A 20,756-nucleotide genomic window follows, 5' to 3' on the forward strand; every position below is an offset into this window, starting at 1 on the left:
AGAACATGAAAAAAATTCCGGTGGATCAGATCGAGGCTGGGCAGCGCTTTTCCCGGCCCGTTTACATAGACGAAGACAACCTCTTTGTCCCCGAGGGGATTCCGGTCCGTGAACGCGATCTGGCACGGTTGCGAAAGTGGGAGATCACCAGCCTCTATTGCGATGGGGCGGAAATATCGGAAGATCCCCAGGCAGCCCTGAACGCCTTCTTTCTGCGGGCCTTTACAAGTCCTCGCCAAAAGGCAATAACAGCGAACTACAATTCCCTGAGGTCAACGGTTCTCGAGATTTTTGGGCGGCTCCGGGCCGAGGAAGCGGTGGAACAAGACGAGGTCTATCGCGTTGTGAACCGGTTGTTGCAACTTCTCGATGTTCATCCGAACGATGTTGTTCAGTATATGCTATACGGAATGCAGGGGGAGGCGGGAGAAGTAGAAAACGCCCTGAACACGGCCATACTGGCAGCCCTGGTGGGAAGAAAGATGCAGCTACCCCGCCACCGCCTGATTCTCCTGGTTACTGCGGCGGTCTTGCACGATGTGGGAATGTTGCGAATCCCCCAGGAAATTCTCTCGAAAGAAGGAAAATTAACTCCTGAAGAGCGTCGCCAGATCCAGACGCACCCCATCTACTCCTACAAGATCATCACCCGGGAGATCGGTTTTCCCGAAGAGGTGGGCATCCCTGCCTTGCAGCACCAGGAGCGATGGGACGGCAACGGCTATCCCCGGCGCATCGCCCGCGACTCCATCCTTCTGGAGGCGCGTATTATCGCCGTCGCCGATTCCTTCGTTGCCATGGTATCAAATAAACCCTACCGTCTTTCCATGATCGGCTACACGGCCATTCGAAATCTCCTGAGTGATAACGGAACCCGCTTTGATCCCGACGTCCTGAAAGTGTTTATTCAGGTTTTGGGTATTTATCCGATCGGGAGCATCGTGCTCCTGAGCGATGCCTCGGTCTGCCGTGTTCTGAAAAACCGGAGTTCAGCTCCCCTGAAGCCGCTGGTGAAAGTGATCATCGACGCCGATGGCCGGGAGTTTGTCGATGACGATGGCCCGGAAATCGATTTGGGAGAAACCAAATCGGTCTTCATCGTCCGGGCAGTAGACGCCAACTCTCTGGCGGCGCAGCATCGGAACCGGTAAGAGCTTCTTGAAAAGCACCTACCAGAAAGGACAGGCCGGTGAAGCCCGGGCAACGGCCTGGCTGGAGCAAAAAGGTTGCCAGATTCTCGCAAGAAACTTCAGGTGTCGCGCCGGTGAGGTCGATATAGTAGGTGAAGACGGTGCAACGCTACTCTTTGTCGAGGTCAAGGCGTGGCGTTTCTTCCCGGAGGATGCCCTGGAGAGGGTTCTGGGACCGCGCAAGCAGGCGCGCATCGTGGGGGCTGCGCGGGTCTTCTTGCAGCAGAACCCGCAGTTCCGGGACCGGAGTTTCCGGTTTGACGTACTATGTGTAGATGAAGGAGCTGGAACGGTCCGGCACATCCAGGGAGCGTTTGAGGCGCCATGCCCAGAGTAGCAAAGCCATACGATCCAGTACGAATCGCCTTCCTCAAGACCTGCATCAGAGATCCCGCCTATGTGGATGGAGCAATCGATCGTCTGGCGGGGCGAATTTCTGATCGCCTGCTGGGGCTGGATGCGCCTCCCGGTCTTGTTGCCTCCCCCGGTCATCGCCGGATGAGCTCCTCCAGCATGGAGAGGGAGCTTCTTCGCAATCCCGACGAATAGGGGCCCTGGACGATCTCTCCCAGGGCATACACAAGGTCAGGGATCTCGGGTTCCCAGGCCTGGGGAATCATGTTCCGGGCCGCCTGGAGGAGCCGGTGGATTTCCTCCTCGGGGCCGCCCCTGCGTGTGGCCTGTCGTAACGATGCTGCTATCGATGCAAGATCCTGATCGGGGCTCGTCTGGGGGGAGCGGGCAAGCAGAAGCGCCGCCGTGGCGCGTACCGTCCCGTCGCTATCTGCCTCCAGAGACCTTCTGAGCTGTTCTCGGGCCGTTTCTCCTCCCAGGTCGGCTAAAAGGTGCAATGCTTCGGTTCGAGTGGGTGAATCAACCTGGTATCGGGCAGGAACCCGAAGTATGCGATACTCCCGATCCAGCATATCCACCACCAGGGGTACGGCGGACAACCGCAGATCGGCCCTGTCAAAGAGGTCCAGGCTGGAGCGAATCATGGCAAGACCCTGGCGCTGGATGCTCTGGGAGTGATGTTCAAGAAAAACCCGTTGCTGCAGAGCCTGCTGTTCCAGTTCCCGGGAGACCCGGCCCACAGGAATCCAGTGGGGGCGGTCAGCTTCACGGGAGGAGTGAAGGTTCTCATTCTCCCCGGCGATCTCTCCGCCGATCTCCCCGGCGACCTCCCCGGCAGAGAGAATCGGCACGGCAGAAACGCCCAGAGAACAGACTGCGATAATCCCGGTCAGAAGCAGATATCGCTCGCCCGGAGAAGAAGAAAAGCGCGCCATACTTCAGAGAGTGCGCTTCGATGCGAGCCTTGTCAACGGGAAGAGGGTGTACTACTATTCCTGCATGCTGAGAGCTATACTGCCAGGGTCTTTTGATCCTCCCACCAACGGGCATCTCAACCTCATAGAGCGGTCACAGCGAATATACGATGAGATCTACGTTGTGGTGGCCCATAACAGCCAGAAAAAATACACCTTCGATGCCCGGGAGCGGCTTGAGATGATGCAGGAGCTGACCGCAGGGTGGGACACGGTGCATGTTCACCTCTGGGAGCGGATGGTTGTGGAGTTCGCCCAGAAGGTCGATGCCCGGATCATGATACGGGGCGTCCGTGCTCTGGCTGATTTCTCCTATGAGTTCGAGCTTTCCATGCTCAATAAAGGGCTTGATCCGGAGATCGAGACGATCTTCATGCCCACCGATGCGCAGTATTTTGTTCTCCGTTCCTCTTCCATCAAGGAGCTGGTCCGGCTCGGGGGTGATATCTCGGCGATGGTGCCTCCTCTGGTAGAGAAAAAACTCTTCGAGCGAATACCCCGGGAGTTTTGATGAAGCCCTGGCAGACAGGGTAATGTTTTTTCGGTCCGCGACCGAGGTTGACAAACTTCATGGCCGTGGATATGATCGCAGAACCAAAGTTGCATTGCGTGAGAGGATAGATATAATGGCAGTACCAAAGAAGAAACATTCGAAGGCAAGAACGCGGCGTCGCCGTAAAATCAATGGTAAAATTGGCGCACCCACGCTGATGACATCGCCGGAGTCGGGGGAACTCGTTCTGCGTCATCGTGTGGACCTTACATCCGGTTTCTACCGCGGCAAGCGCGTGGTAGACACGGATGAACTCTAATATCAACCGGAGGTTGTGATGGACGAATTGTTTGAAAAGATGAAGAAGCTGATCGCCGAGAAGCTTGAGATTGAAGAAGACAAAATCACCATGGATTCTTCTTTTCGCCAGGATCTTGGTGCTGACAGTCTTGATACCTACGAACTGGTCTATGCTATTGAGGAAGAGATGGGAATTGCCATCCCCGACGAAAAAGCAAACGAGTTTGAGACGGTTCGCGACGCCCTTGATTTCCTGAAGTCTCAGCAGAAGTAATGCCGCCGGGTCCGGAGCTGTTGTTCCGGACCCTTGCTTTTCCTCATGGCGTTTCTGCGAGCTGGGTCTGTCGGTGGGAACGTTCCCGACGGGCCGCGAAAAAAAGACCTTCACCTGTTCGAAAACCATGCGGGTTTGAAGTTCCGGAATCTGGAACTCCTCAACCAGGCCTTCTCCCACCGGTCCTACGCAAACGAGCGTGACGATACAATCAGAAATAACGAACGCCTCGAATTTCTTGGAGATTCCGTACTTGGTCTGGTAGTGGCGGAGTATCTTTACATCAAGCTGGGGGATCGCCCCGAGGGTGATCTGGCCCGTATCAAGAGCTTTGTTGTCAGCGAGGACAGTCTTGCCGAGATTGCCCGCAAGATCCGCGTTGACACCTTTATCCTGATCGGCAAGGGAGAAGAGTTCTCCGGGGGGCGCTCCAAAAAGGCGATCCTCGCCGACGCCCTGGAGGCGATCATCGGCGCCTATTTTCTCGATTCCGGCTTCAAGGCCGCACGGCGCTTTGTCATTTCTCATCTGGAACCACAAATCGAGTCAGTCCTGGCCGATCGCCACCGGAAGGATTACAAGACCCTTCTCCAGGAACTGGCCCAGAAAATGTACAAAACCTATCCTCGCTACAGTGTGGAACGAAAAACCGGCCCTGATCACGACAAGACCTTCTGGGTGCAGGTAGATGTGGCGGGCAACACCTATGGACCTGGCATGGGAAAAAACAAGAAAGAGGCGGAGCAGGGCGCTGCAAAATGTGCCTACGCAGTTCTGGCAGAGGAGCCCGAGGATTCCTCAAGCCAGGTTTCGCACAAAGAATAGGGTTCCTTCCGGACTCACCCTTTTTTGTCCCGGGGTTCCCGAGACGGGTGGAATCGAGCCTGGTAGATCGCTCGAGCGATCTCCAGAAGCGTTTCCGGGCGGTTCATTGAGGGATCGTCCAGGATTGTCTCCAGGAGCTCCTCAAGAACGATTCCCAGGGCGGGGCCCGAGGGTATTCCTGCCTGGCTCATCAGGTCCCTCCCGTTTACGGCCAGATCTTTCCGGGTCAGGGGGTGGCCTTCTTCCAGCATGCAGCGTATTCGCCCCTCCAGCTCATCCAGATCGGGCAGAACCGGTGGTCGGCCCAGTTTGCTGCAGATATCAGCTCTCCTGAGGGCCGTGAGGAGGAACACCTCCTCCTCGCCCACGCGGGAGATAAAGCGTCGTACTGCGGCGTCGCTCCACTCGGAGGTATACCCGAACATGTGGTGCCGCACCAGATGAGCCACAGAGCGTATCCGCTCTTTCGAAAAGCGCAGACGGCCAAGAACCTCCTCGGCCATGGAGGCTGATACCTGGTCGTGGCCGTGAAAATGACGCCCCTTCTCATCCTCGGCGCAACAGCGGGGTTTCCCGATGTCGTGGAAGAGTGCTGCCCACCGAAGGTGGGGCGGATCCAGGGGGGCGCAGTCGCAACTGCCCAGGAGATGTTCAAAAACAGGGCTGGGTGTCTCCCGGTCCTCCTCCAGTTCCGGGAGAAACTGCTCCAGGAGACCCGTGTCGCGGAAGAGTCGCCATCCCGAGGAGGGGTGTCTTGCGCGCATGAGTTTTTCCAGCTCCTGGGCGATCCGTTCCTGCGAGACCTGTCCCAGAAGCGGGGCATGGCGGCGGATCGCCTCGGCCACGTCGGGGAGGAGGGCGAAATCCAGGGTGGCAGCAAATCGCACGGCTCGCACCATGCGCAGGGCATCTTCCTGGAACCGATCGTCCCCGGACCCTACGGTGCGGATGACCCGCTCCTTCAGGTCCGCGCGCCCGCCCAGGGGGTCAACCACCTCTCCGGTTTCCGGGTTCAGGGCGATTGCATTAATCGTCAGATCGCGGCGGCGGAGATCCTCCTCCAGGGAGCGGGTATAGGCGATCGTGTCGGGTCTCCGGTGATCGGTATACAACCCGTCGATGCGGTAGGTGGTCACTTCAAAGGAATGATCCTGAAAGAGCACGGTGACTGTCCCGTGTTGCACCCCCGTGGGAATGACCCGGCGGAAGAGGCCCTGTACTTCCTCGGGGGTTGCCGAGGTTGCAAAGTCGTAATCGTCCACCGCTTTTCCCAGGAGGGCGTCTCGCACAGCGCCTCCAACAATGTAGAGTTCGTATCCCTCGCGGGAGAAGACGCTCGCGAAGGCGCGGATTGTTGATGGCACGTGAAGCATGGCGAGAAAGGTAGAGAAGAGGCTCCGTTCTGTCAACGAGCAGCAGGCGCGGTGGAACGAGTAGCAGAATCAGGGGTAACCCGCCAGCAAGGCCGGGGGGACAAAAAAAGCGCGGCCCCGGGAGGCCGCGCTTCTGCAAGATCGCTGGGATTACTGCAGGAGCTGCAGTACCGACTGGGTCTGCTGGTTTGCCTGGGCCAGCATGGCTGTGCTGGACTGAACCAGAATCTGGTTGCGGGTGTAATCCACCACCTCCAGGGCCATATCGACATCACGGATGCGCGATTCTGCAGCCTGCAGGTTTTCAGCTCCCACACTCAAACCAACCCGGGCCATATCAAGACGGTTCTGGTAGGCACCCAGATCAGCTCGTTGCTTGCTCACCGCTCTGAGAGCGGAATCGATCACGGCAATTGAAGAGTTGGCGCTGTCGGGGCTGCTCAGGCTGATGAAGCTTGCCGTGTGCGGCAGACCTGCTGTGCTCTGAAGTCCCAGACCCTGGGCGGTCATGGTGCCGATATAGACCCGTTCCCGCTGATCCATGTTTGCACCGATATGGAACCACATGCTCGCCGTCACGGTGTTGGTCCCGGTATCGCGGGCAAAACGACCGGTGAGGAGGTTCATGCCGTTGAACTGGGCGTGGGACGCAACGCGGTTGATCTCGTCGACCAGCTGGGAGACCTCCACCTGGATCTGCATCCGGTCTTCGGCGGTGTAAATACCGTTGGAAGACTGAACGGCCAGTTCGCGCAGGCGCTGCAGGATGTCCTGGGTCTCCTGAAGATAGCCCTCGGTGGTCTGGATCAGGGAGATACCGTCGGCGGCGTTCCGCTCGGCCTGGTTCAGTCCCCGGATCTGGGAACGCATCTTCTCGCTCACGGCGAGACCGCTGGCGTCATCGCCGGCCCGGTTGATGCGCAGACCGCTGGAGAGCTTCTCCACGTTTCCCTGGACGGTCATGCCGTTGAACTTCTGCTGCCGCTGAGCAAACATCGCGGTCATGTTGTGGTTGATGATCATCTCATCCTCCTTGATGATAGTATGAGAACGTCCCTGTTCTCTGTTTTGTATGTCGGTTGCATCGGGCATCTTCTTGAGAGTTCCGGCTCCCGGTGCAGCCTATTTGACGAGACCCGGTCAGGCCCGGTAGGATAAGACTGGCCGGTAGTATCGTCAGGCATGGAAAGGCCTCGTCGGGGAAAATCGGGACGAACACCGGGAGGGGCTATGGCTGTTCAGAAAGGACTTGTGGTGACCGGGGGAGACGCCCCGCAGGACGCGGTTCGTCTGGGCACCCCTTCACACTGGAGGATTGTGGCTGCCGATTCGGGGATACATCATCTTGCCCGGTACGGTCTGCAGCCTGAGGTGATCCTGGGAGACTTCGATTCCCTGGACGCCACGCTCCTGGAGGAGAACTTTCCTGATGTGCCGCGTCAGGTCTTTGACCGTGCAAAGGATTACACCGATACGGAGCTGGCCCTGACCTATTTCTGGAATCGGGGGGTGACCGATCTGACAATCCTTGGTGGAGGAGGGGGGCGGCTGGATCATCTTCTGGGCCTTCGGGCGCTCTTTGATCGCGTGCCGTACCCGCAACGCTGGATCACCGCCGGGGAAGAGATCTCTGTGGTCGAGGGGGCGATCCGCTTCTCCTCCCGGCCCGGAGAGGTGATTTCCTTCTTTCCTCTGGGAGCCGGTGTGTGCCGTATGCGTTCCCGGGGGTTGCGGTGGGAACTGGATGGTCTGGAATGGCGCCAGGGCGATGCAGGAGTAAGTAATGAATGTACGGGAGAAGAATGCGCTCTCACCATGGTAACCGGACGACTTCTTATGGTCCGCGCTCTCAGGTTTCCTCTGGTTCTCTAGGAGGCGGCTCGCTGGAAGGGCTCTCGCGATCGCTCACAAAGGAGGAGCGTGCGTCCCTTCTGGAGCGGATCGAGAAAAGTCTGAGCCTCGGTGATGGAGCCCGGCGGCAAATCATCCATAGCGAACTCCAGAAAGAGCGTCGCAACGAGCTGATTCAGGCCGATATGGAGCGCCTCACGTTTCGTGAACGGCTGAAGCTCTGGATGTCCGGGCTCTTTCGGGCCGGCGGACAGCGTGAACGCTTTGTTGCGCTTCGCCTCTCCCAGGCGAGGCAACGGGTGAGGGAACACTCCCAGGATATGGCCGATTTCGAGGGCCGGCGTTTTTTACCGGGCCTCCCCCGGGAGATCAGGGCGCTTTGCCGTGCGGCAGAACCGCTTTCCGGTTTCTTTTCCTACATCTGGTATAATCCGTCGGCCCTTCGGACGATGCTGGATTACCTCCTGGCCCGAAGGATACCCGATGCAAAAAACTCGCTTGAACAACTGTGTCCTCTGGAGGAACTACAGGAGACCTTTCGCGAGACGGAATCCCCGGGCAAACTGAAACAGACCGTTCTGGAGCGTCTGAGTAAATATGTGGAGAGCATCCCCGATGCGGTGATCGACGAACTTGAGGGTGGCATGAAACCCCTCTACCTCTTCAAGGATCTGGTCCTCTTTGATTATGATTCGTTTTTTGCGCTCTTCCGTTCGTCCAGGGTCGAGGCGGTGAGTGAGGACGATATCTCCTTCGGGAACGCGCCAGTTTCGACCGCTTTGGAGCGGATAGAAGAGCTGTATCTGGCACTCCACTATTGCAGTCGGGTCGAGGGAGAGCCGTCGATGTACGGGGAGCTGCTCCACGCCTATTGCGCGCTCCGGCAGGAGACGGAACCCGGGACCCCCCTGGAGGATATACCTCCCTTTGATGAAGAAAAGGTTCTGCAGCGAAACCTGCTTCTTCTGGCCCGCGAAGCGTCGAGGCTGCGCGATTCCGTGCCTCTCCAGGATATGATCCGCTTTTTCCGTACCGATCCCTACTACCGGTTTATGGCCTACACCCCCCGGTTGCGACTCCGGGAGTTCTATTATGCCAACCTCAAAATAAAGATGCTGGATCAGCTGGACCAGCGCTTTCAGGAGCTTCGCAAGGGTGCCCTGGATACGATGATACGCAATCTTTTCCCCCGAGGGCTTTCCTCGTTCGAATATTTCAGTCCCGAGGTTGAGACGGGAATTGCTCGCTCGGGGGTCGCCGAATTGCGGGTCCACCGATCTCTCCAGTTCATCTTTACCTTCCTCCAGCGGATTTTTCACGACGATCTATCGGATTTTCTGCGTATTTTGTCCCGCATGATGCCCAGCCGGAACAGGAGCAACTCTGTAGATATTTCTCTCTTTGCCGCTTCTCTGGAGGATCTGGAACAACGCCTTCGGGCCTTTGATATCAGCTTCTCCCCCGATTCAGACGAGGGAAAAACCTTTTACCGCTACCGCTTTGGAACGGCTGACCGGGATGCAAGTCAACTGAACGCCTACCGGGCCTTGATCCAGCAGAAGAACCGCGATGCCCGGGAAACGGCAGAGAAGTTTCAGGAGCTCCTCCAGGGAATACGGGCACGATTCCTCTCCCTGCGACGGGGAAGCATGACCCAGATGAACGAGCGCTACCGGAACTTTGACCCGGCGCCCGGGGAAGATCGCCCCTTTGAAACGCGTCTGGATCGATCGGTGAAGGTCCTCGAATCCACCCAGAACATTCTGGCCCAACTGATACTGCTCGAGAGCGGGTCGGGGAGTTCCTGAGGCGCCCCGGGCAGAGAAGTTCTTCTTCTTCCGGAAGATTAACGCTCCTGGCCGGGCAGAGAGGCGTTTTTGAGTGGAAGTTCCAGGTTGAGAGGGTTCTGCCCCGTCCGGGCGGTAATCTCCAGATATTCAAGAAGCACGGGGTATTCCGAGAAGACCCTGCCAAACTGCTGGAGCGTTTCAACCCGATGGTCGGCGGCTTCCCTGTCCCGTGCAGCAGCCCGAATTGCCTCCTGGAGAGACTCCTCCCGCGTCTGCTGGACGCGACGGTAGGTGTCGCGCGCCAGGCGGTACAGTTGAGGGTCCGGAAGATTCAGGGATTCCACCACGACCGACTGGATTTCGAGGTCAGGAAAACGCGCTTGAAGCTTCCCTGCAACCTTCCGGGCCACAGCAGGGGCGGGAACCAGGAGATCTTCCTCTTCAAGCAACTCTTCCAGGGCTGTTGCGGCAAAAACCAGAGCCGAACCGGTAAGCTCTTTATCGATGGACACGAGCCACGACTCAAGGTTGTCTCCGCCAATACCCCGGGGAGCAAGAGTTGTGAAGTTCTCCGGAAGCGGTCGGTACTGGATGTCCAGGGTCAGTTCCTGGCGAAGCGAGGGAGAACCTTCCAGAAATTGTTCATAGAGCTCGGCCGACGGCAGAAGGGCCGATGTTTCCAGCCGGGCCTGGCGTGGTGCATCGGGAAAGTAGTATATCCGGGCGTTGGTGGGGACCAGAAGTTCCCAGCGCCAGTCAAAAACCCCTGCCTGAAGGGGCTCAGGGTCCCATCCCGAAGTTTTGGTATAGAGCACCGCCACGGTGCCTTCTTGCAACCGAAGCGGTGCGTAGCCCACGCCAAAGGCGATCGCTCCGAATATGATCAGAATGATAAGAATTGCAGCAAACCGTTTCATCTCGTCTGTTCCTTTCCTGCAGGGAGTACTCCCGCAAAGGTTCATTCCTGCAACGAACGATCTTCATCCTACCACAGGAGCGGGGCAGGGCGCACCGGGAAGGAATGACAAAGAGGGGAGATTTCCCCTTTTTTTCCCGAACCGCCCCGGTTCGGTAGAGAACGAGCGGTCACTCGTGGTAGACTTGCCTCCTGTGATGCCAAGGAATCAGCGACGGGGACCCAGAGATACACCTCGGTTCATTCTGGGGTTTTTTGAGAGGTCTATTGTTCTCTCTTCGGGAGGGGCCTTCGTGGCCGCTCTGCTCTATGTGGCAGGAAACTACCAGGCCTTCTCCCAGGAAACTCAGACCTATCTCTTGCGGCTGATTCAGTACCTGGGGGCTTTCTCGGGGTTAACCGCTCTGCTTGCCTTCGCGGGCGAGCTTGTCCTGGTGGTGTCTCGCAGAGAATGGCGACGGTTGTACCGCCTGGCCGGGTTGGTTCTGACGGTCTTCCTGGTGGGGGCTCTCTTCCTGGGGAGCTCGGCCATTATCGTGCTTCAGAAACCACTGTGATCACGCCCCTCTCCCGGAGATCGCCTCTGGAAATACGCAGGATTGCCCAGGTCAGCAGAGTTCTCTTTCCTTTCTTTGACGAGATAGCCCGGCGATCCTGGGAGGGGCTTCCCTCGGGAGAGATCGACCGCCAGGCGCGACGCTATTTATCCCGGCATGGACTCGTCAGCGCTCTTGTGGGCTACCGGGGCTATCCCGCTCACTGCAGCGTGAGCATCAACGCTACGGCGGTTCATGGGATACCCTCGGCCCGGTCCATCAGAAGGGGCGATATCTTCACCGTTGATGTTGCCGCCCGGGCTGCGGGGTGGGTGAGTGATGCTGCCTGGACCTACCTGATGCCGGGGTGTTCGCGCCGGGTTGAGTGTTTTTACCATACCTCGTGGCGTGCTTTCCGGGATCTTCTGGGTGCGATCGAACCGGAGATATCGCTGGGTGAACTCTCATCGATTTCCCAGGAGATTGCTGATCGGGAGGGGCTTTCCGTGCTTGGGGAATGTCTTGGCCACGGCATAGGCCGGGAACTGCACGAGCCGCCGGTGATCCCCTTTGTTCGCCAGGGAGAAGGGTCGGTGGCGGCCTCGGTGCGTCTTGCCGAGGGAATGGTTTTCAATATTGAGCCGGTCTACAGCAGTGGCGATGGAACGGTGGAAATGGAAGATGACGGCTGGGGAATCATCACGTCCGACCGCTCCGAGACAGCTCATTTTGAGCTGACCCTGGTAATTCACCAGAACCGGGTGGAGATCCTGCAATTCGGCCGTTCCCTGGCCCGGGAGCTTCCTGAGACGCCTCCCTTTGGGGTTCTTCCGGGCTGACTCTCCCTGCCGGCAGCCCTTGCCGGTTCCGGAGAAAAGTCTTCCGGGGGCAGATTGTTCAGCAGGTTTTTCGGTTGACACGGGGGCCCCTGACGGTGCAAAGTAGCTGACGAATAATGCCACGCCACCTTAGCTCAGCTGGCCAGAGCACGTGACTTGTAATCTCGGGGTCGTCGGTTCGAATCCGACAGGTGGCTCTTGCAGGGCCCGGCAACGTACTGATGTACACTGCCGGGCTTTTTTTGTGGACCGCTTCTGGCGCCCGCCAGCGGGCCCGTTATTGTGTGTGACGGGCAACGTCCCGGGACAATCTCCTGAAAGATGCTGTCTTGACACGTCTCCGGTATTCCCGGGGGCTGATCTTTACGATTCTCTTGAAGCTTTGGGAAAAATAACTCGAAGAAGAGAATCCCACAATCGATGATATCTGCGATAGAGAGAGATCTGTCGAGTCGATAAGATGCTTGCACTCTTCTATGCGTTTTTCCAGCAGGTAGTTTATGGGTGATATTCCGTATGTCTTGGTGAACGTGTGTGACATGTAGTATTTATTGAGGTGAGCGATTTTTGCTAATTGATCAAGATTTATGTTGTTCTTCATGTTTTGGTCGATATATTCCTTTACACGGGCACACTCCTTGCAGGCCTTTCGAGGCGGGGAAATCGAGATTCCCATCGATTTGTGCCGCATTATGTTTATCATGATCAGATTCAAAACATTCTGGCAATATTCTTTCTTGAAGGCATATCCGGGTTTTCTCATTTCATGGAGCAATGCCAGAAAAAGGAAGCGCATTTCCATTTTTGCATCGCGATAATATGCAACGGAGAATCCCCTGTCTTCAGGGCCAAAATCGAACTGAAGGCCCTCTATGCCAAGAACAATGTATTCCAGGGGATTTTCGCTGTGCGTGGATATTTCGGTGTGCTCCACGTTTGCATTTACAATCACGAGAGAATCGCTGTTTATATCAACTGTGTGGTTATTTGCGAAGAACTGTCCCTCTCCGTTCATTACATAGAACATCTCGGAGAAAAAATGCGTGTGAGGAACGCTATGCCAGTCGTTTTCAAATTTTGATTTACTCAGGAACAGAAGCTTGAACCGGGGGGTGCTGTCGCTGAAAAAATGGTGCGTCCTTGATCCAGGGATTTCGCTTTCAGGGGGGATCGCTCCGGCTTCGTCCCCTGAATCGTCCCGAAAATCATAGCGCCGCATGCTCACCCTCTCAATGTACTACGCTCTCGCAGGCTCATCAAGACTGAAGGGAAAACGAGAGCAAGATAGCTAAAGAACTCAGCAAGATGGAGCTATGAATCTGAATCGCTCTGGTTACACTGATTAAAAAGCAGGAGGTCCCCAGATTATGAGGAACAGAATGGGAAAACTTTTTTTGTTAGTTCTGACAATAGTTGTTTTTGCGGCGTGTAGTGGCAGAAATGAATCGACGGCGAGCGAGGGGCGGATTACCGTAGCTGCGCTGGAGTCTGCCTATGGATCTGATTTGTGGAAAGAGGTGACCGAGGCCTTCTCTGCAAAAACAGGAATAGAGGTTGAGCTTGTAATCGACAGAAACATTGAGGATGTTATCGCTCCGGGAATGCAGGCTGGCGATTTCCCCGACGTTATTCATCTGGCTACAGGACGGGAAAGAGCGCTCACTGAAACCATGATAAAAGAAGGCGCTCTGGAGCCGCTCACCGATATGCTGGCGATGGTTATTCCCGGCGAAAATGTCCGTGTGCGTGACAAGATAGCCGGTGGTTTCCTGGAATCATCACTTACAAACCCGTACAGCGACAGAAAAACCTATCTTGCCCCGATGTTCTACAGTCCCTGCGGTCTTTTCTACAATGCCAATTTGCTTAAGGAAAAAGGATGGGACCTCCCTTCCACGTGGGACGAAATGTGGGAGCTGGGTGACAAAGCCAGGGCCGAGGGAATAGCCCTGTTCGCATATCCCACGGCCGGATATTTTGATGCATTTTTCTATGCGCTTCTTTATGTGGTGGGCGGTGCAGATTTTTTTGACAGGGCAACAACATTCACTGAGGGCATATGGGAGACCGGGGAAGCACGCAAGATCTTCGACATAATCGAAACTCTGGCCTCCTATACCGAGAGATCGGTGCCGTCAAATGCCAACAGTGCAAATTTTACACGGAATCAGCAGCTTGTCCTGGATAACAAGGCAATTTTCATGCCCAACGGGACGTGGGTGACCGGAGAGATGCGGGATGCTCCCAGAGCAGAGGGGTTTGAGTGGGGTTTGACCGGCTTGCCAGCTCTCGAGACCGGGGGCGATTCTTATTCCTATACCTGGTTCGAGCAGGCCTGGATTCCTGCGGGCGCCCGGAACAAGGATGCAGCAAAAACCTTTCTGGCCTATCTCTACTCCGACGAGGCGGCAGCCATTTTCGCCCGGAGCAGTGCCTATCAGCCGATTGTCGGTCTGGGCGATATGCTGGAAGGTGAAAACAGCCTCTTCTACAGCATCTATGACGGCGGCACAAAGGCTGCTCTGGGTGCCTTTGCCACAACCGTCCCGGTCGAAGGGGTCACCGTCTATGACACCTTTTTTGCTCCTGTAGATTCACTCGTTAACGGAAGCAGGACAAGGGAGATGTGGGTTAACCAGATAAAGCGAAATAGTGATCTCTTAAGGGCTGCGTTAAAGTAGGTCCCTGCAAACTTTGCGGCGGGCATTGTTTTGCTCGCCGCTCTCCGGAGGATAAGGGGTGAAAAAAAATTCGAAGGGCGCATTTATCTTTATGTGCCTGGCTCCTTCTGTGGTGTTATTTACATTGTTCATGGTAGTTCCCACGATAAATGTATTCAGGATGTCCTTCTATCGGTGGGGTGGATATTCTGCGAGCAGAACCTTTGTTGGTCTGGACAATTTCAGGATACTTTTTTCCGGTGATATGAGGTTTCTCCAGTCTTTTCAGAACACGGTTCTGCTCATATCAGTGGTAAGTATTGTAACTTTCGGGATTTCTCTTGTATTCGCCAGTATTCTCTCACGAGAAGACGTGAAGGGTAAAAATTTTTTCCGCGTTGTTTTTTATATTCCGAACATTCTTTCCGTTGTCATAATAAGTGCAATATTTAGCGCTATCTATGAAGCAAACAACGGGATGCTAAACAGTATAATTTCTTTTTTTGACCGAACCAGAGAGCCTGTCTACTGGCTGGGTGATAACGACATCGTGATCTTTAGTATAGCCGGAGCAATGGTTTGGCAGGCGATTGGCTACTACATGGTGATGTATATGGCGAGCATGGCCTCGGTTCCGGAAAGTCTTTATGAATCGGCAAATCTGGAAGGCGCAGGAAAAATCCATCAATTCTTCAGGATCACTGTTCCACTCATATGGTCGAATATAAGGACGACGATGACGTTTTTCATAATCAGTAGCATAAATCTGAGTTTCCTCTTTGTTACTGCCATGACGAATGGCGGGCCCGATGGAGCATCGGAAGTTTTCTTGAGCTACATGTATCGGCAGGCCTATACGAACTCGAGTTATGGCTACGGTATGGCCATAGGAGTCGTGGTATTTACTTTCTCTTTTGCCTTGAGCGGAATTGTCAATCTTGTGACGTATCGCGATCCAATAGAAATATAGTTTGGTTGACACTATGAAATTATTTGAACACACATTTGGAAAAATTTACAGAATATTCATTTACGTTGCCCTGATTAGCCTGGCAGTTAGTGTGATTATTCCTGTCGCATGGGTCTTCATGGCTTCTATCAAGAAGAACAGTGAATTTTACGGAAATCCCTGGTTACTCCCGGAGGGGTTTCACTACCAGAATTTCGTCGAGGCCTGGAGCAATGCCCGGATGGGCGAATATATGATGAGCAGCGTTATTGTTACTCTGCTGGCAATATGTATTCTCCTGGTGGTTGCGCTCCCTGCAGCTTACTGTCTCAGCAGATTCCGTTTTCGCATGAGAAGATTCCTTCGTGTGCTTTTCATGGGAGGGCTCTTTATAAACGTGAATTACATCGTTGTTCCGATATTTCTTATGTTTGTCGGTTTTGACGGATATCTCCGTGATTACGGCATGGATGGTTTTTTCCTGAACAACATCTTCGTCCTGGCTCTGGTGTATGCCTCCACAGCTTTGCCATTCACAATATATCTCCTCAGTGGCTATTTTGTTACGCTTTCCTCCTCCTACGAGGAGGCCGCATATATCGACGGGGCAGGGTATTTCCGGACCATGATGCATGTAATGTTTCCCATGGCCATGCCCAGTATTATCACGGTTATCTTGTTTAACTCTCTTGCCTTCTGGAATGAATACATCATAGCCATCACACTTCTTACACGGCCGGGGGGGACCAGAACTCTTCCGGTTGGCCTGATGAATTTGATGAAAGCGCAAAATGCAGCAGCCCAATATGGTCAGCTGTATGCAGGGCTTGTGCTGGTTATGGTCCCGACCCTGGTTCTCTACATCTGTGTCCAGAAAAAACTGACCGAAGGAATGAATCTTGGGGGGCTAAAGGGATAATTGTCATGGAAAAATTAACACACCTCTTTTTCACTGCGGGGAAAACAGTGCTGGCGGGCGTTTTCCTCTGGATGGTTATCGACGGTCAGAAAACAACGGGCTGGGCAAACGCCGGCCGCATGATGGCAGGTCTCGCGGGACTGCTTCTGCTTCTTTATCTGTACAACAGAAAAGACAAGTAATTTTATTTTGGGGGAGAAATGAAGAGCGACACTACGATGGGGGGGCGGGTAACTATACCGACGGATGTTGATGTGGTTCCGGAAACACTCGAACTCATCAGACGATGGGGGGCCGATGCTGTTCGTGATTGCGACGGCACCGATTATCCTGCCGGGCTGCGCGATCTGGATGCCAAAGTCTATAGCACCTACTACACCACGAGAAAGGACAATGAATGGGCGCTGGCCAACCCTGATGAGGTGCAGCAGTGTTACATCATGACCGGTTTCAGGACATCGCCGGGGGGAGAACTCCGTGTGGAGCTCATGCAGGGTATAGCCCAGGAACTGCTCCGGGTAAATTCTCAGGATGATATCACCCGATGGTGGGAGGTGGTGGACCGAACCTCGGGATTACCTCTTCCCGCAAGCGACTGGTCCTATGAAGAGGAGACAGAAACGGTAATAATCAGGAACACTCGTGCTTTTCATGAGTATACCGTCAGTTTTCTTGCCTATATCATCTGGGATCCCGTCCACATGTATAACGCCGTGGTCAATGAATGGAAAGATGTCGATCACCAGATAACGTTTGACGTGAGGCAACCGAAGACACGGGCCTACTCGATGAAGCGATTACGCAATTTTATCGAGAACAATCCCCATGTCGATGTTATTCGGTATACAACGTTTTTTCACCAGTTTACCTTGATTTTTGATGACCTCCGCCGGGAAAAATATGTTGACTGGTATGGCTATTCTGCCTCGGTAAGCCCCTATATCCTCGAGAAATTTGAGCAGGAAGCCGGGTACCCCTTTCGGCCAGAGTTCATCATAGATCAGGGGTATTATAACAACCAGTATCGGGTGCCGAGCAGGGAGTTTCTTGATTTTGTCGATTTTCAGCGCCGTGAGGTGGCAGAGCTGGCAAAAGAGATGGTGGATATAACCCGCGAATATGGGAAAGAAGCCATGATGTTTCTCGGGGATCACTGGATTGGCACGGAACCATTTATGGACGAGTTTCAGAAGATCGGTCTTGATGCGGTTGTGGGAAGTGTAGGAAATGGTTCTACCCTGCGGCTGATCAGCGATATCAAGGGTGTAAAATATACCGAGGGCCGGTTTTTGCCCTATTTTTTCCCGGACACATTTTATGATGGTGGAGATCCCGTTAGCGAGGCAAAAAATAACTGGGTTACAGCCCGCAGGGCTATACTCCGCAATCCCGTTGACAGGATAGGCTACGGGGGATATCTCAAGCTGGCGTGCCAGTTCCCCGATTTCGTGGATTATGTTGAAAATGTTTGTAACGAATTTCGCCTGCTTTACCGCAATATCGATGGAGCGCAGCCATATTGTGCCAAAAAAGTTGCGATCCTGAACTGCTGGGGTCACATGCGCGCCTGGGGATGCCACATGGTTCATCACGCGCTTTACCAGAAACCGAATTACAGTTATGCCGGTGTTATTGAGAGTCTCAGCGGAGCCCCCTTCGACGTTGTCTTTCTCAGTTTTGATGATATCAGGAAGAACGAGAGGATTCTGGACGATGTTGATGTCATCATCAATTGTGGGGACGCAGATACGGCTCACACAGGTGGAGTGGAATGGGAAGATCCTCTGGTGACTTCACGAATAAAGCGATTCGTCTATGAGGGCGGAGGTTTTATTGGTATAGGGGAACCAGGAGGTCACCAGTATCAGGGCAGGTTTCTGCAGGTTTCTGCAATTCTGGGTGTGGAAAAGGAAACGGGCTTCACCCTGGGATACGACAAGTACAACTGGGATCAGGACAAGGCGCATTTTATCATGGCCGATTCTTCTGATCTCTCGAGCTTTGGTGAAGGAAAGAAGGGCATGTATGCTCTCCCTGAGGCGACCGTGCTGGTTCAGGAGGATCGGGATGTCCAGCTGGCAGTGAACAGCTATGGCCAGGGGAGAGGCGTTTATGTCAGTGGTCTTCCCTATAGTTTTGAAAATACCCGCCTTCTGCACCGCTCGATTCTGTGGAGTTCCGGGGGCGAGGATGATTTGCTGGCCTGGTTCAGCTCGAACTACAACGTGGAGGTCCATGCTTTTCCGGAAAAAGGGAAGTATTGTGTGGTTAACAATACCTATGAACCGCAGAAGACAAGGGTTTACCGGGGGGATGGAACCTCGTTTGAACTGAATCTGGATGCCAACGCAATTTTGTGGTACGAAATCGATTGATGGGGTGATCCCGGGGAGGGCTGGTTGTGCCGGGTTTACCCCCGGCGCAGTCACTCCGGTGTACACGTCGAAAACGGCAACCGTGTGAACAACTCCCATTTCCCGACATCCTCTGGGAACTCAACAGACTCCGGGGCGGGAAAGAATTGTGCATTACAGAAGGCTCGCCGGCCATGTTGGGCCGCAGCAACGTTTTGAATGTCCATGGTCCATGACAACCAGCACCTTTACTATGGCGCAATCAATGAAAACACTAAACCGGCGGTGAGTCTCCTGTGCAATGATTGAGTGTTCCAAGGGCAATCAGGAGATCGCCCTCCTGGCAACGCTGATTTCTCCGGGTATGTGCACACGGGTGCACACCCGGGATTGGACAAAACGCAAAAGGGCCTGTACTCTTGGGGGTCACCATTGAATTACCTCTTGGGCGTTTTTGTTTCAACTCATTACACAACATAGAGGCATTTTTTCCTGCCTGTGAAAATCGTTCAGTTTGGGATAAAATATTTTCATACGAAAATCACGAAATGGGTGTTCCTGCACTGTTTTTAATATTATAGTTATTTGGGAGTTTTGCGTGAATTTTAACAGGTCGTTGCGAAAGGCTGCATCGATGGTGCTGGTTTTGGTGGTGCCTCTGACCGTCGAGGCGCAGCTACGGGGCATGCTGCCAGAGGAAAACATGCATCATGTTTATGACGGCATGGTAATCGGTATCCCGGAGTACGGGATGGAGGCGCCGGGGTTGGTCGAGGTGTCGGATGAATTCTTTGAAAGGTATCTGGCCGATAACGGAAAAACGGGTTCCAGTTATGTCGATGACGGCGCGGCGACCGTCAAGTATCACTACTGGGGGCAGATTGATCACTGGCAATTCGGTCACATCATTGTTCAGGAGCACGTCAGAATTAACGCACCAAGTTCCTCGCTATATCTGCTGACTGTTGGTAGAGGCGGGCAGCTGATCAGTACCCGAAAACTGGCTTATCGTGAGCATATGATGGGACGGGCTATGACCCAGACAGCCACAATAAATGATCACCACATTGAGCTTTATAGCCGGCGGGAAGAGGGGCCTGAGCCGCCGTACGATGTTAAGGAAGAGCATGAACTTCTGCAGGTTGATTTTCAGGGACGGGTGAACGAGACCGAACCCGAGCTGTCGGCCTCGCCCGAGCGACTGGAGTTAAGTTCTGCTCTGGATCGTGATTTTATTGAGAGACATAATCTTTTTTCGGTCATACCGCGGATATCGATCATCGGCTGGTCAGAGGATGATAAGCTGGCCTGGATAGCCGGATTTTACGACCAGAATGTCGGGGCGGTTTTTTACAGCTGGTATCTGCAGGATCTGAAAAGCAACGAAATTATCTGGCATCATCGTGACGATGAAGATCAGGCGCTGGCTCATTCGGGCCGCTTGGCATCACTGGAGGCGGTCGGTTCGTTTGTTTTCGAAAAGTATTATGAGGACGCTATTGAACAGCACCGCGATGTGCTGCAAGAACACGGAATAGTCAGTCACACGGAACTGTCGGTACAGGACTTTCCCTACTATTTGTACGGTCGAATGGTTTTTAATGTGGCCGTTGACGTGCAGTACCATGAGCATCCCATGTTCGGAGTGGACGTTATCGAAGAAGTCGATATGTTTTTGGAGGAGGGGGCTCCCGAAGTCAGCCGAAGGCAGAAATTTTTTAATGAGCAGTTCGAGATGGCGGCCTATCTGGCCGCCGAGCCGTTGGCTTATGTTAAGTCCCCCCATGATTCACGAACTTTGGCGGTGGTTACCGCCTGGGTGCGCCGCGCCTGGGAAGGACCGCCCAACGACCTGATTCTGAAAATACATGGAGCGCATATTCAGTAGGGGCGGGCATTGGTCCGCCGTGCTGGCATGGAAAAGAAATCCATTATGGTCGCTCTTGTATCGATCGTGGCACTGGTCGCCGCTGGAGGCAACGAAAGCGGACCATACCGAGGGCACCCTGTAGGAGGCCTCGCGGTACATAGGCAATTGGCCGAGTCGGAAGCCGCAGAAATAAAAGGTTCATCGTCGAATTCCGGGGAATGCGTGACGGATGCGAAGGAAGAAATATTCGTCGTCCCGGAAGCCATAGGCGACCCGTTTGATCACCTTG

At 54.4% G+C, this 20,756-nt stretch carries 22 protein-coding genes and 1 tRNA gene; 18 read left to right on the plus strand and 5 right to left on the minus strand.

Going from position 1 to position 20,756, the window contains the following annotated elements:
- Nucleotides 1-5: 5 nt before the first annotated feature.
- The 3 genes from BW950_RS13290 to BW950_RS14975 are packed head-to-tail and all read left to right on the plus strand — an operon-like array spanning nt 6 to nt 1,739.
- Nucleotides 6-1,151, plus strand: coding sequence for an HD-GYP domain-containing protein (locus tag BW950_RS13290; protein WP_076489793.1), 1,146 nt, complete (start codon nt 6-8; stop codon nt 1,149-1,151).
- A gap of 7 nt (nt 1,152-1,158) precedes the next feature.
- Complete coding sequence (locus BW950_RS13295; RefSeq protein WP_076489794.1) at nt 1,159-1,527, plus strand: YraN family protein; 369 nt, start codon at nt 1,159-1,161, stop codon at nt 1,525-1,527.
- A complete protein-coding gene (locus BW950_RS14975) occupies nt 1,515-1,739 on the plus strand; it encodes a hypothetical protein (protein ID WP_143559252.1) in 225 nt (74 codons plus the stop codon). The genes BW950_RS13295 and BW950_RS14975 overlap by 13 nt, the downstream gene beginning before the upstream one ends.
- Here BW950_RS14975 and BW950_RS13300 read toward each other — a convergent pair.
- Nucleotides 1,679-2,479, minus strand: coding sequence for a hypothetical protein (locus BW950_RS13300; RefSeq protein ID WP_076489795.1), 801 nt, complete (start codon nt 2,477-2,479; stop codon nt 1,679-1,681). The two genes, BW950_RS14975 and BW950_RS13300, sit on opposite strands and share 61 nt — an antisense overlap.
- 64 nt (nt 2,480-2,543) lie before the next feature.
- Here BW950_RS13300 and coaD point away from each other — a divergent pair, with 64 nt between their 5' ends.
- The 4 genes from coaD (at nt 2,544) to rnc (ending at nt 4,410) form a co-directional block, all read left to right on the plus strand.
- Nucleotides 2,544-3,029: a pantetheine-phosphate adenylyltransferase gene (coaD, locus tag BW950_RS13305; protein WP_076489810.1), complete on the plus strand. Its 486-nt coding sequence runs from the start codon at nt 2,544-2,546 to the stop codon at nt 3,027-3,029.
- 115 nt (nt 3,030-3,144) lie between these two features.
- The gene (rpmF, locus tag BW950_RS13310; protein ID WP_076489811.1) at nt 3,145-3,330 is read left to right on the plus strand and encodes a 50S ribosomal protein L32; all 186 of its coding nucleotides are present in this window, start codon (nt 3,145-3,147) and stop codon (nt 3,328-3,330) included.
- Nucleotides 3,331-3,348: 18 nt separating this feature from the next.
- The gene (gene acpP / locus BW950_RS13315) at nt 3,349-3,585 is read left to right on the plus strand and encodes an acyl carrier protein (RefSeq protein ID WP_018527441.1); all 237 of its coding nucleotides are present in this window, start codon (nt 3,349-3,351) and stop codon (nt 3,583-3,585) included.
- Between the two features lie 45 nt (nt 3,586-3,630).
- Nucleotides 3,631-4,410: a ribonuclease III gene (rnc, locus tag BW950_RS13320; RefSeq protein ID WP_076489796.1), complete on the plus strand. Its 780-nt coding sequence runs from the start codon at nt 3,631-3,633 to the stop codon at nt 4,408-4,410.
- A gap of 14 nt (nt 4,411-4,424) precedes the next feature.
- Here the strand turns inward: rnc and BW950_RS13325 are convergent, their stop codons facing one another.
- Both BW950_RS13325 and BW950_RS13330 read right to left on the minus strand, forming a co-directional pair.
- A complete protein-coding gene (locus tag BW950_RS13325; protein WP_234969121.1) occupies nt 4,425-5,819 on the minus strand; it encodes a CCA tRNA nucleotidyltransferase in 1,395 nt (464 codons plus the stop codon).
- Nucleotides 5,820-5,933: 114 nt separating this feature from the next.
- Nucleotides 5,934-6,806 carry a flagellin N-terminal helical domain-containing protein gene (locus BW950_RS13330; RefSeq protein WP_076489812.1) on the minus strand — a complete coding sequence of 291 codons (873 nt, stop codon included), beginning with the start codon at nt 6,804-6,806 and terminating at the stop codon, nt 5,934-5,936.
- Nucleotides 6,807-7,013: 207 nt separating this feature from the next.
- On the opposite strand from BW950_RS13330, the gene BW950_RS13335 reads away from it, so the two are divergent.
- Nucleotides 7,014-7,655, plus strand: coding sequence for a thiamine diphosphokinase (locus BW950_RS13335; RefSeq protein WP_076489798.1), 642 nt, complete (start codon nt 7,014-7,016; stop codon nt 7,653-7,655).
- Nucleotides 7,586-9,442, plus strand: coding sequence for a DUF5312 family protein (locus BW950_RS13340; protein WP_143559253.1), 1,857 nt, complete (start codon nt 7,586-7,588; stop codon nt 9,440-9,442). The genes BW950_RS13335 and BW950_RS13340 overlap by 70 nt, the downstream gene beginning before the upstream one ends.
- Before the next feature lie 38 nt (nt 9,443-9,480).
- On the opposite strand, the gene BW950_RS13345 is transcribed toward BW950_RS13340, so the two are convergent.
- A complete protein-coding gene (locus tag BW950_RS13345) occupies nt 9,481-10,341 on the minus strand; it encodes a hypothetical protein (RefSeq protein WP_076489800.1) in 861 nt (286 codons plus the stop codon).
- A gap of 292 nt (nt 10,342-10,633) precedes the next feature.
- On the opposite strand from BW950_RS13345, the gene BW950_RS14980 reads away from it, so the two are divergent.
- The 3 genes from BW950_RS14980 (at nt 10,634) to BW950_RS13360 (ending at nt 11,912) form a co-directional block, all read left to right on the plus strand.
- The gene (locus BW950_RS14980) at nt 10,634-10,897 is read left to right on the plus strand and encodes a hypothetical protein (protein ID WP_143559254.1); all 264 of its coding nucleotides are present in this window, start codon (nt 10,634-10,636) and stop codon (nt 10,895-10,897) included.
- Complete coding sequence (gene map / locus BW950_RS13355; RefSeq protein ID WP_076489802.1) at nt 10,894-11,715, plus strand: type I methionyl aminopeptidase; 822 nt, start codon at nt 10,894-10,896, stop codon at nt 11,713-11,715. Before BW950_RS14980 ends, map begins: the two co-directional genes overlap by 4 nt.
- Before the next feature lie 123 nt (nt 11,716-11,838).
- Nucleotides 11,839-11,912: transfer RNA gene (locus BW950_RS13360), tRNA-Thr, on the plus strand.
- Between the two features lie 80 nt (nt 11,913-11,992).
- Here the strand turns inward: BW950_RS13360 and BW950_RS13365 are convergent.
- Nucleotides 11,993-12,934 carry an AraC family transcriptional regulator gene (locus BW950_RS13365; RefSeq protein WP_083944028.1) on the minus strand — a complete coding sequence of 314 codons (942 nt, stop codon included), beginning with the start codon at nt 12,932-12,934 and terminating at the stop codon, nt 11,993-11,995.
- Nucleotides 12,935-13,094: 160 nt separating this feature from the next.
- On the opposite strand from BW950_RS13365, the gene BW950_RS13370 reads away from it, so the two are divergent.
- From BW950_RS13370 to BW950_RS13390, 6 genes are all read left to right on the plus strand, one after another.
- Complete coding sequence (locus BW950_RS13370) at nt 13,095-14,396, plus strand: carbohydrate ABC transporter substrate-binding protein (RefSeq protein ID WP_234969123.1); 1,302 nt, start codon at nt 13,095-13,097, stop codon at nt 14,394-14,396.
- 58 nt (nt 14,397-14,454) lie between these two features.
- On the plus strand, nt 14,455-15,345 hold the full coding sequence (locus BW950_RS13375) for a carbohydrate ABC transporter permease (protein WP_076489804.1): 891 nt from the start codon (nt 14,455-14,457) through the stop codon (nt 15,343-15,345).
- A 13-nt stretch (nt 15,346-15,358) separates the two neighbouring features.
- Nucleotides 15,359-16,243 (plus strand): carbohydrate ABC transporter permease, encoded by an 885-nt coding sequence (locus BW950_RS13380; protein ID WP_076489805.1) that lies wholly within the window; start codon nt 15,359-15,361, stop codon nt 16,241-16,243.
- Between the two features lie 5 nt (nt 16,244-16,248).
- Nucleotides 16,249-16,425 carry a DUF6903 family protein gene (locus BW950_RS15170; RefSeq protein WP_159438808.1) on the plus strand — a complete coding sequence of 59 codons (177 nt, stop codon included), beginning with the start codon at nt 16,249-16,251 and terminating at the stop codon, nt 16,423-16,425.
- A gap of 18 nt (nt 16,426-16,443) precedes the next feature.
- Complete coding sequence (gnpA, locus tag BW950_RS13385) at nt 16,444-18,618, plus strand: 1,3-beta-galactosyl-N-acetylhexosamine phosphorylase (protein ID WP_076489806.1); 2,175 nt, start codon at nt 16,444-16,446, stop codon at nt 18,616-18,618.
- 577 nt (nt 18,619-19,195) lie between these two features.
- Nucleotides 19,196-20,485 (plus strand): hypothetical protein, encoded by a 1,290-nt coding sequence (locus BW950_RS13390; protein WP_143559255.1) that lies wholly within the window; start codon nt 19,196-19,198, stop codon nt 20,483-20,485.
- Nucleotides 20,486-20,756 lie beyond the last annotated feature (271 nt).

It is taken from the genome of Alkalispirochaeta americana (assembly GCF_900156105.1).
In the GTDB taxonomy this organism is placed as follows: domain Bacteria; phylum Spirochaetota; class Spirochaetia; order DSM-27196; family Alkalispirochaetaceae; genus Alkalispirochaeta; species Alkalispirochaeta americana.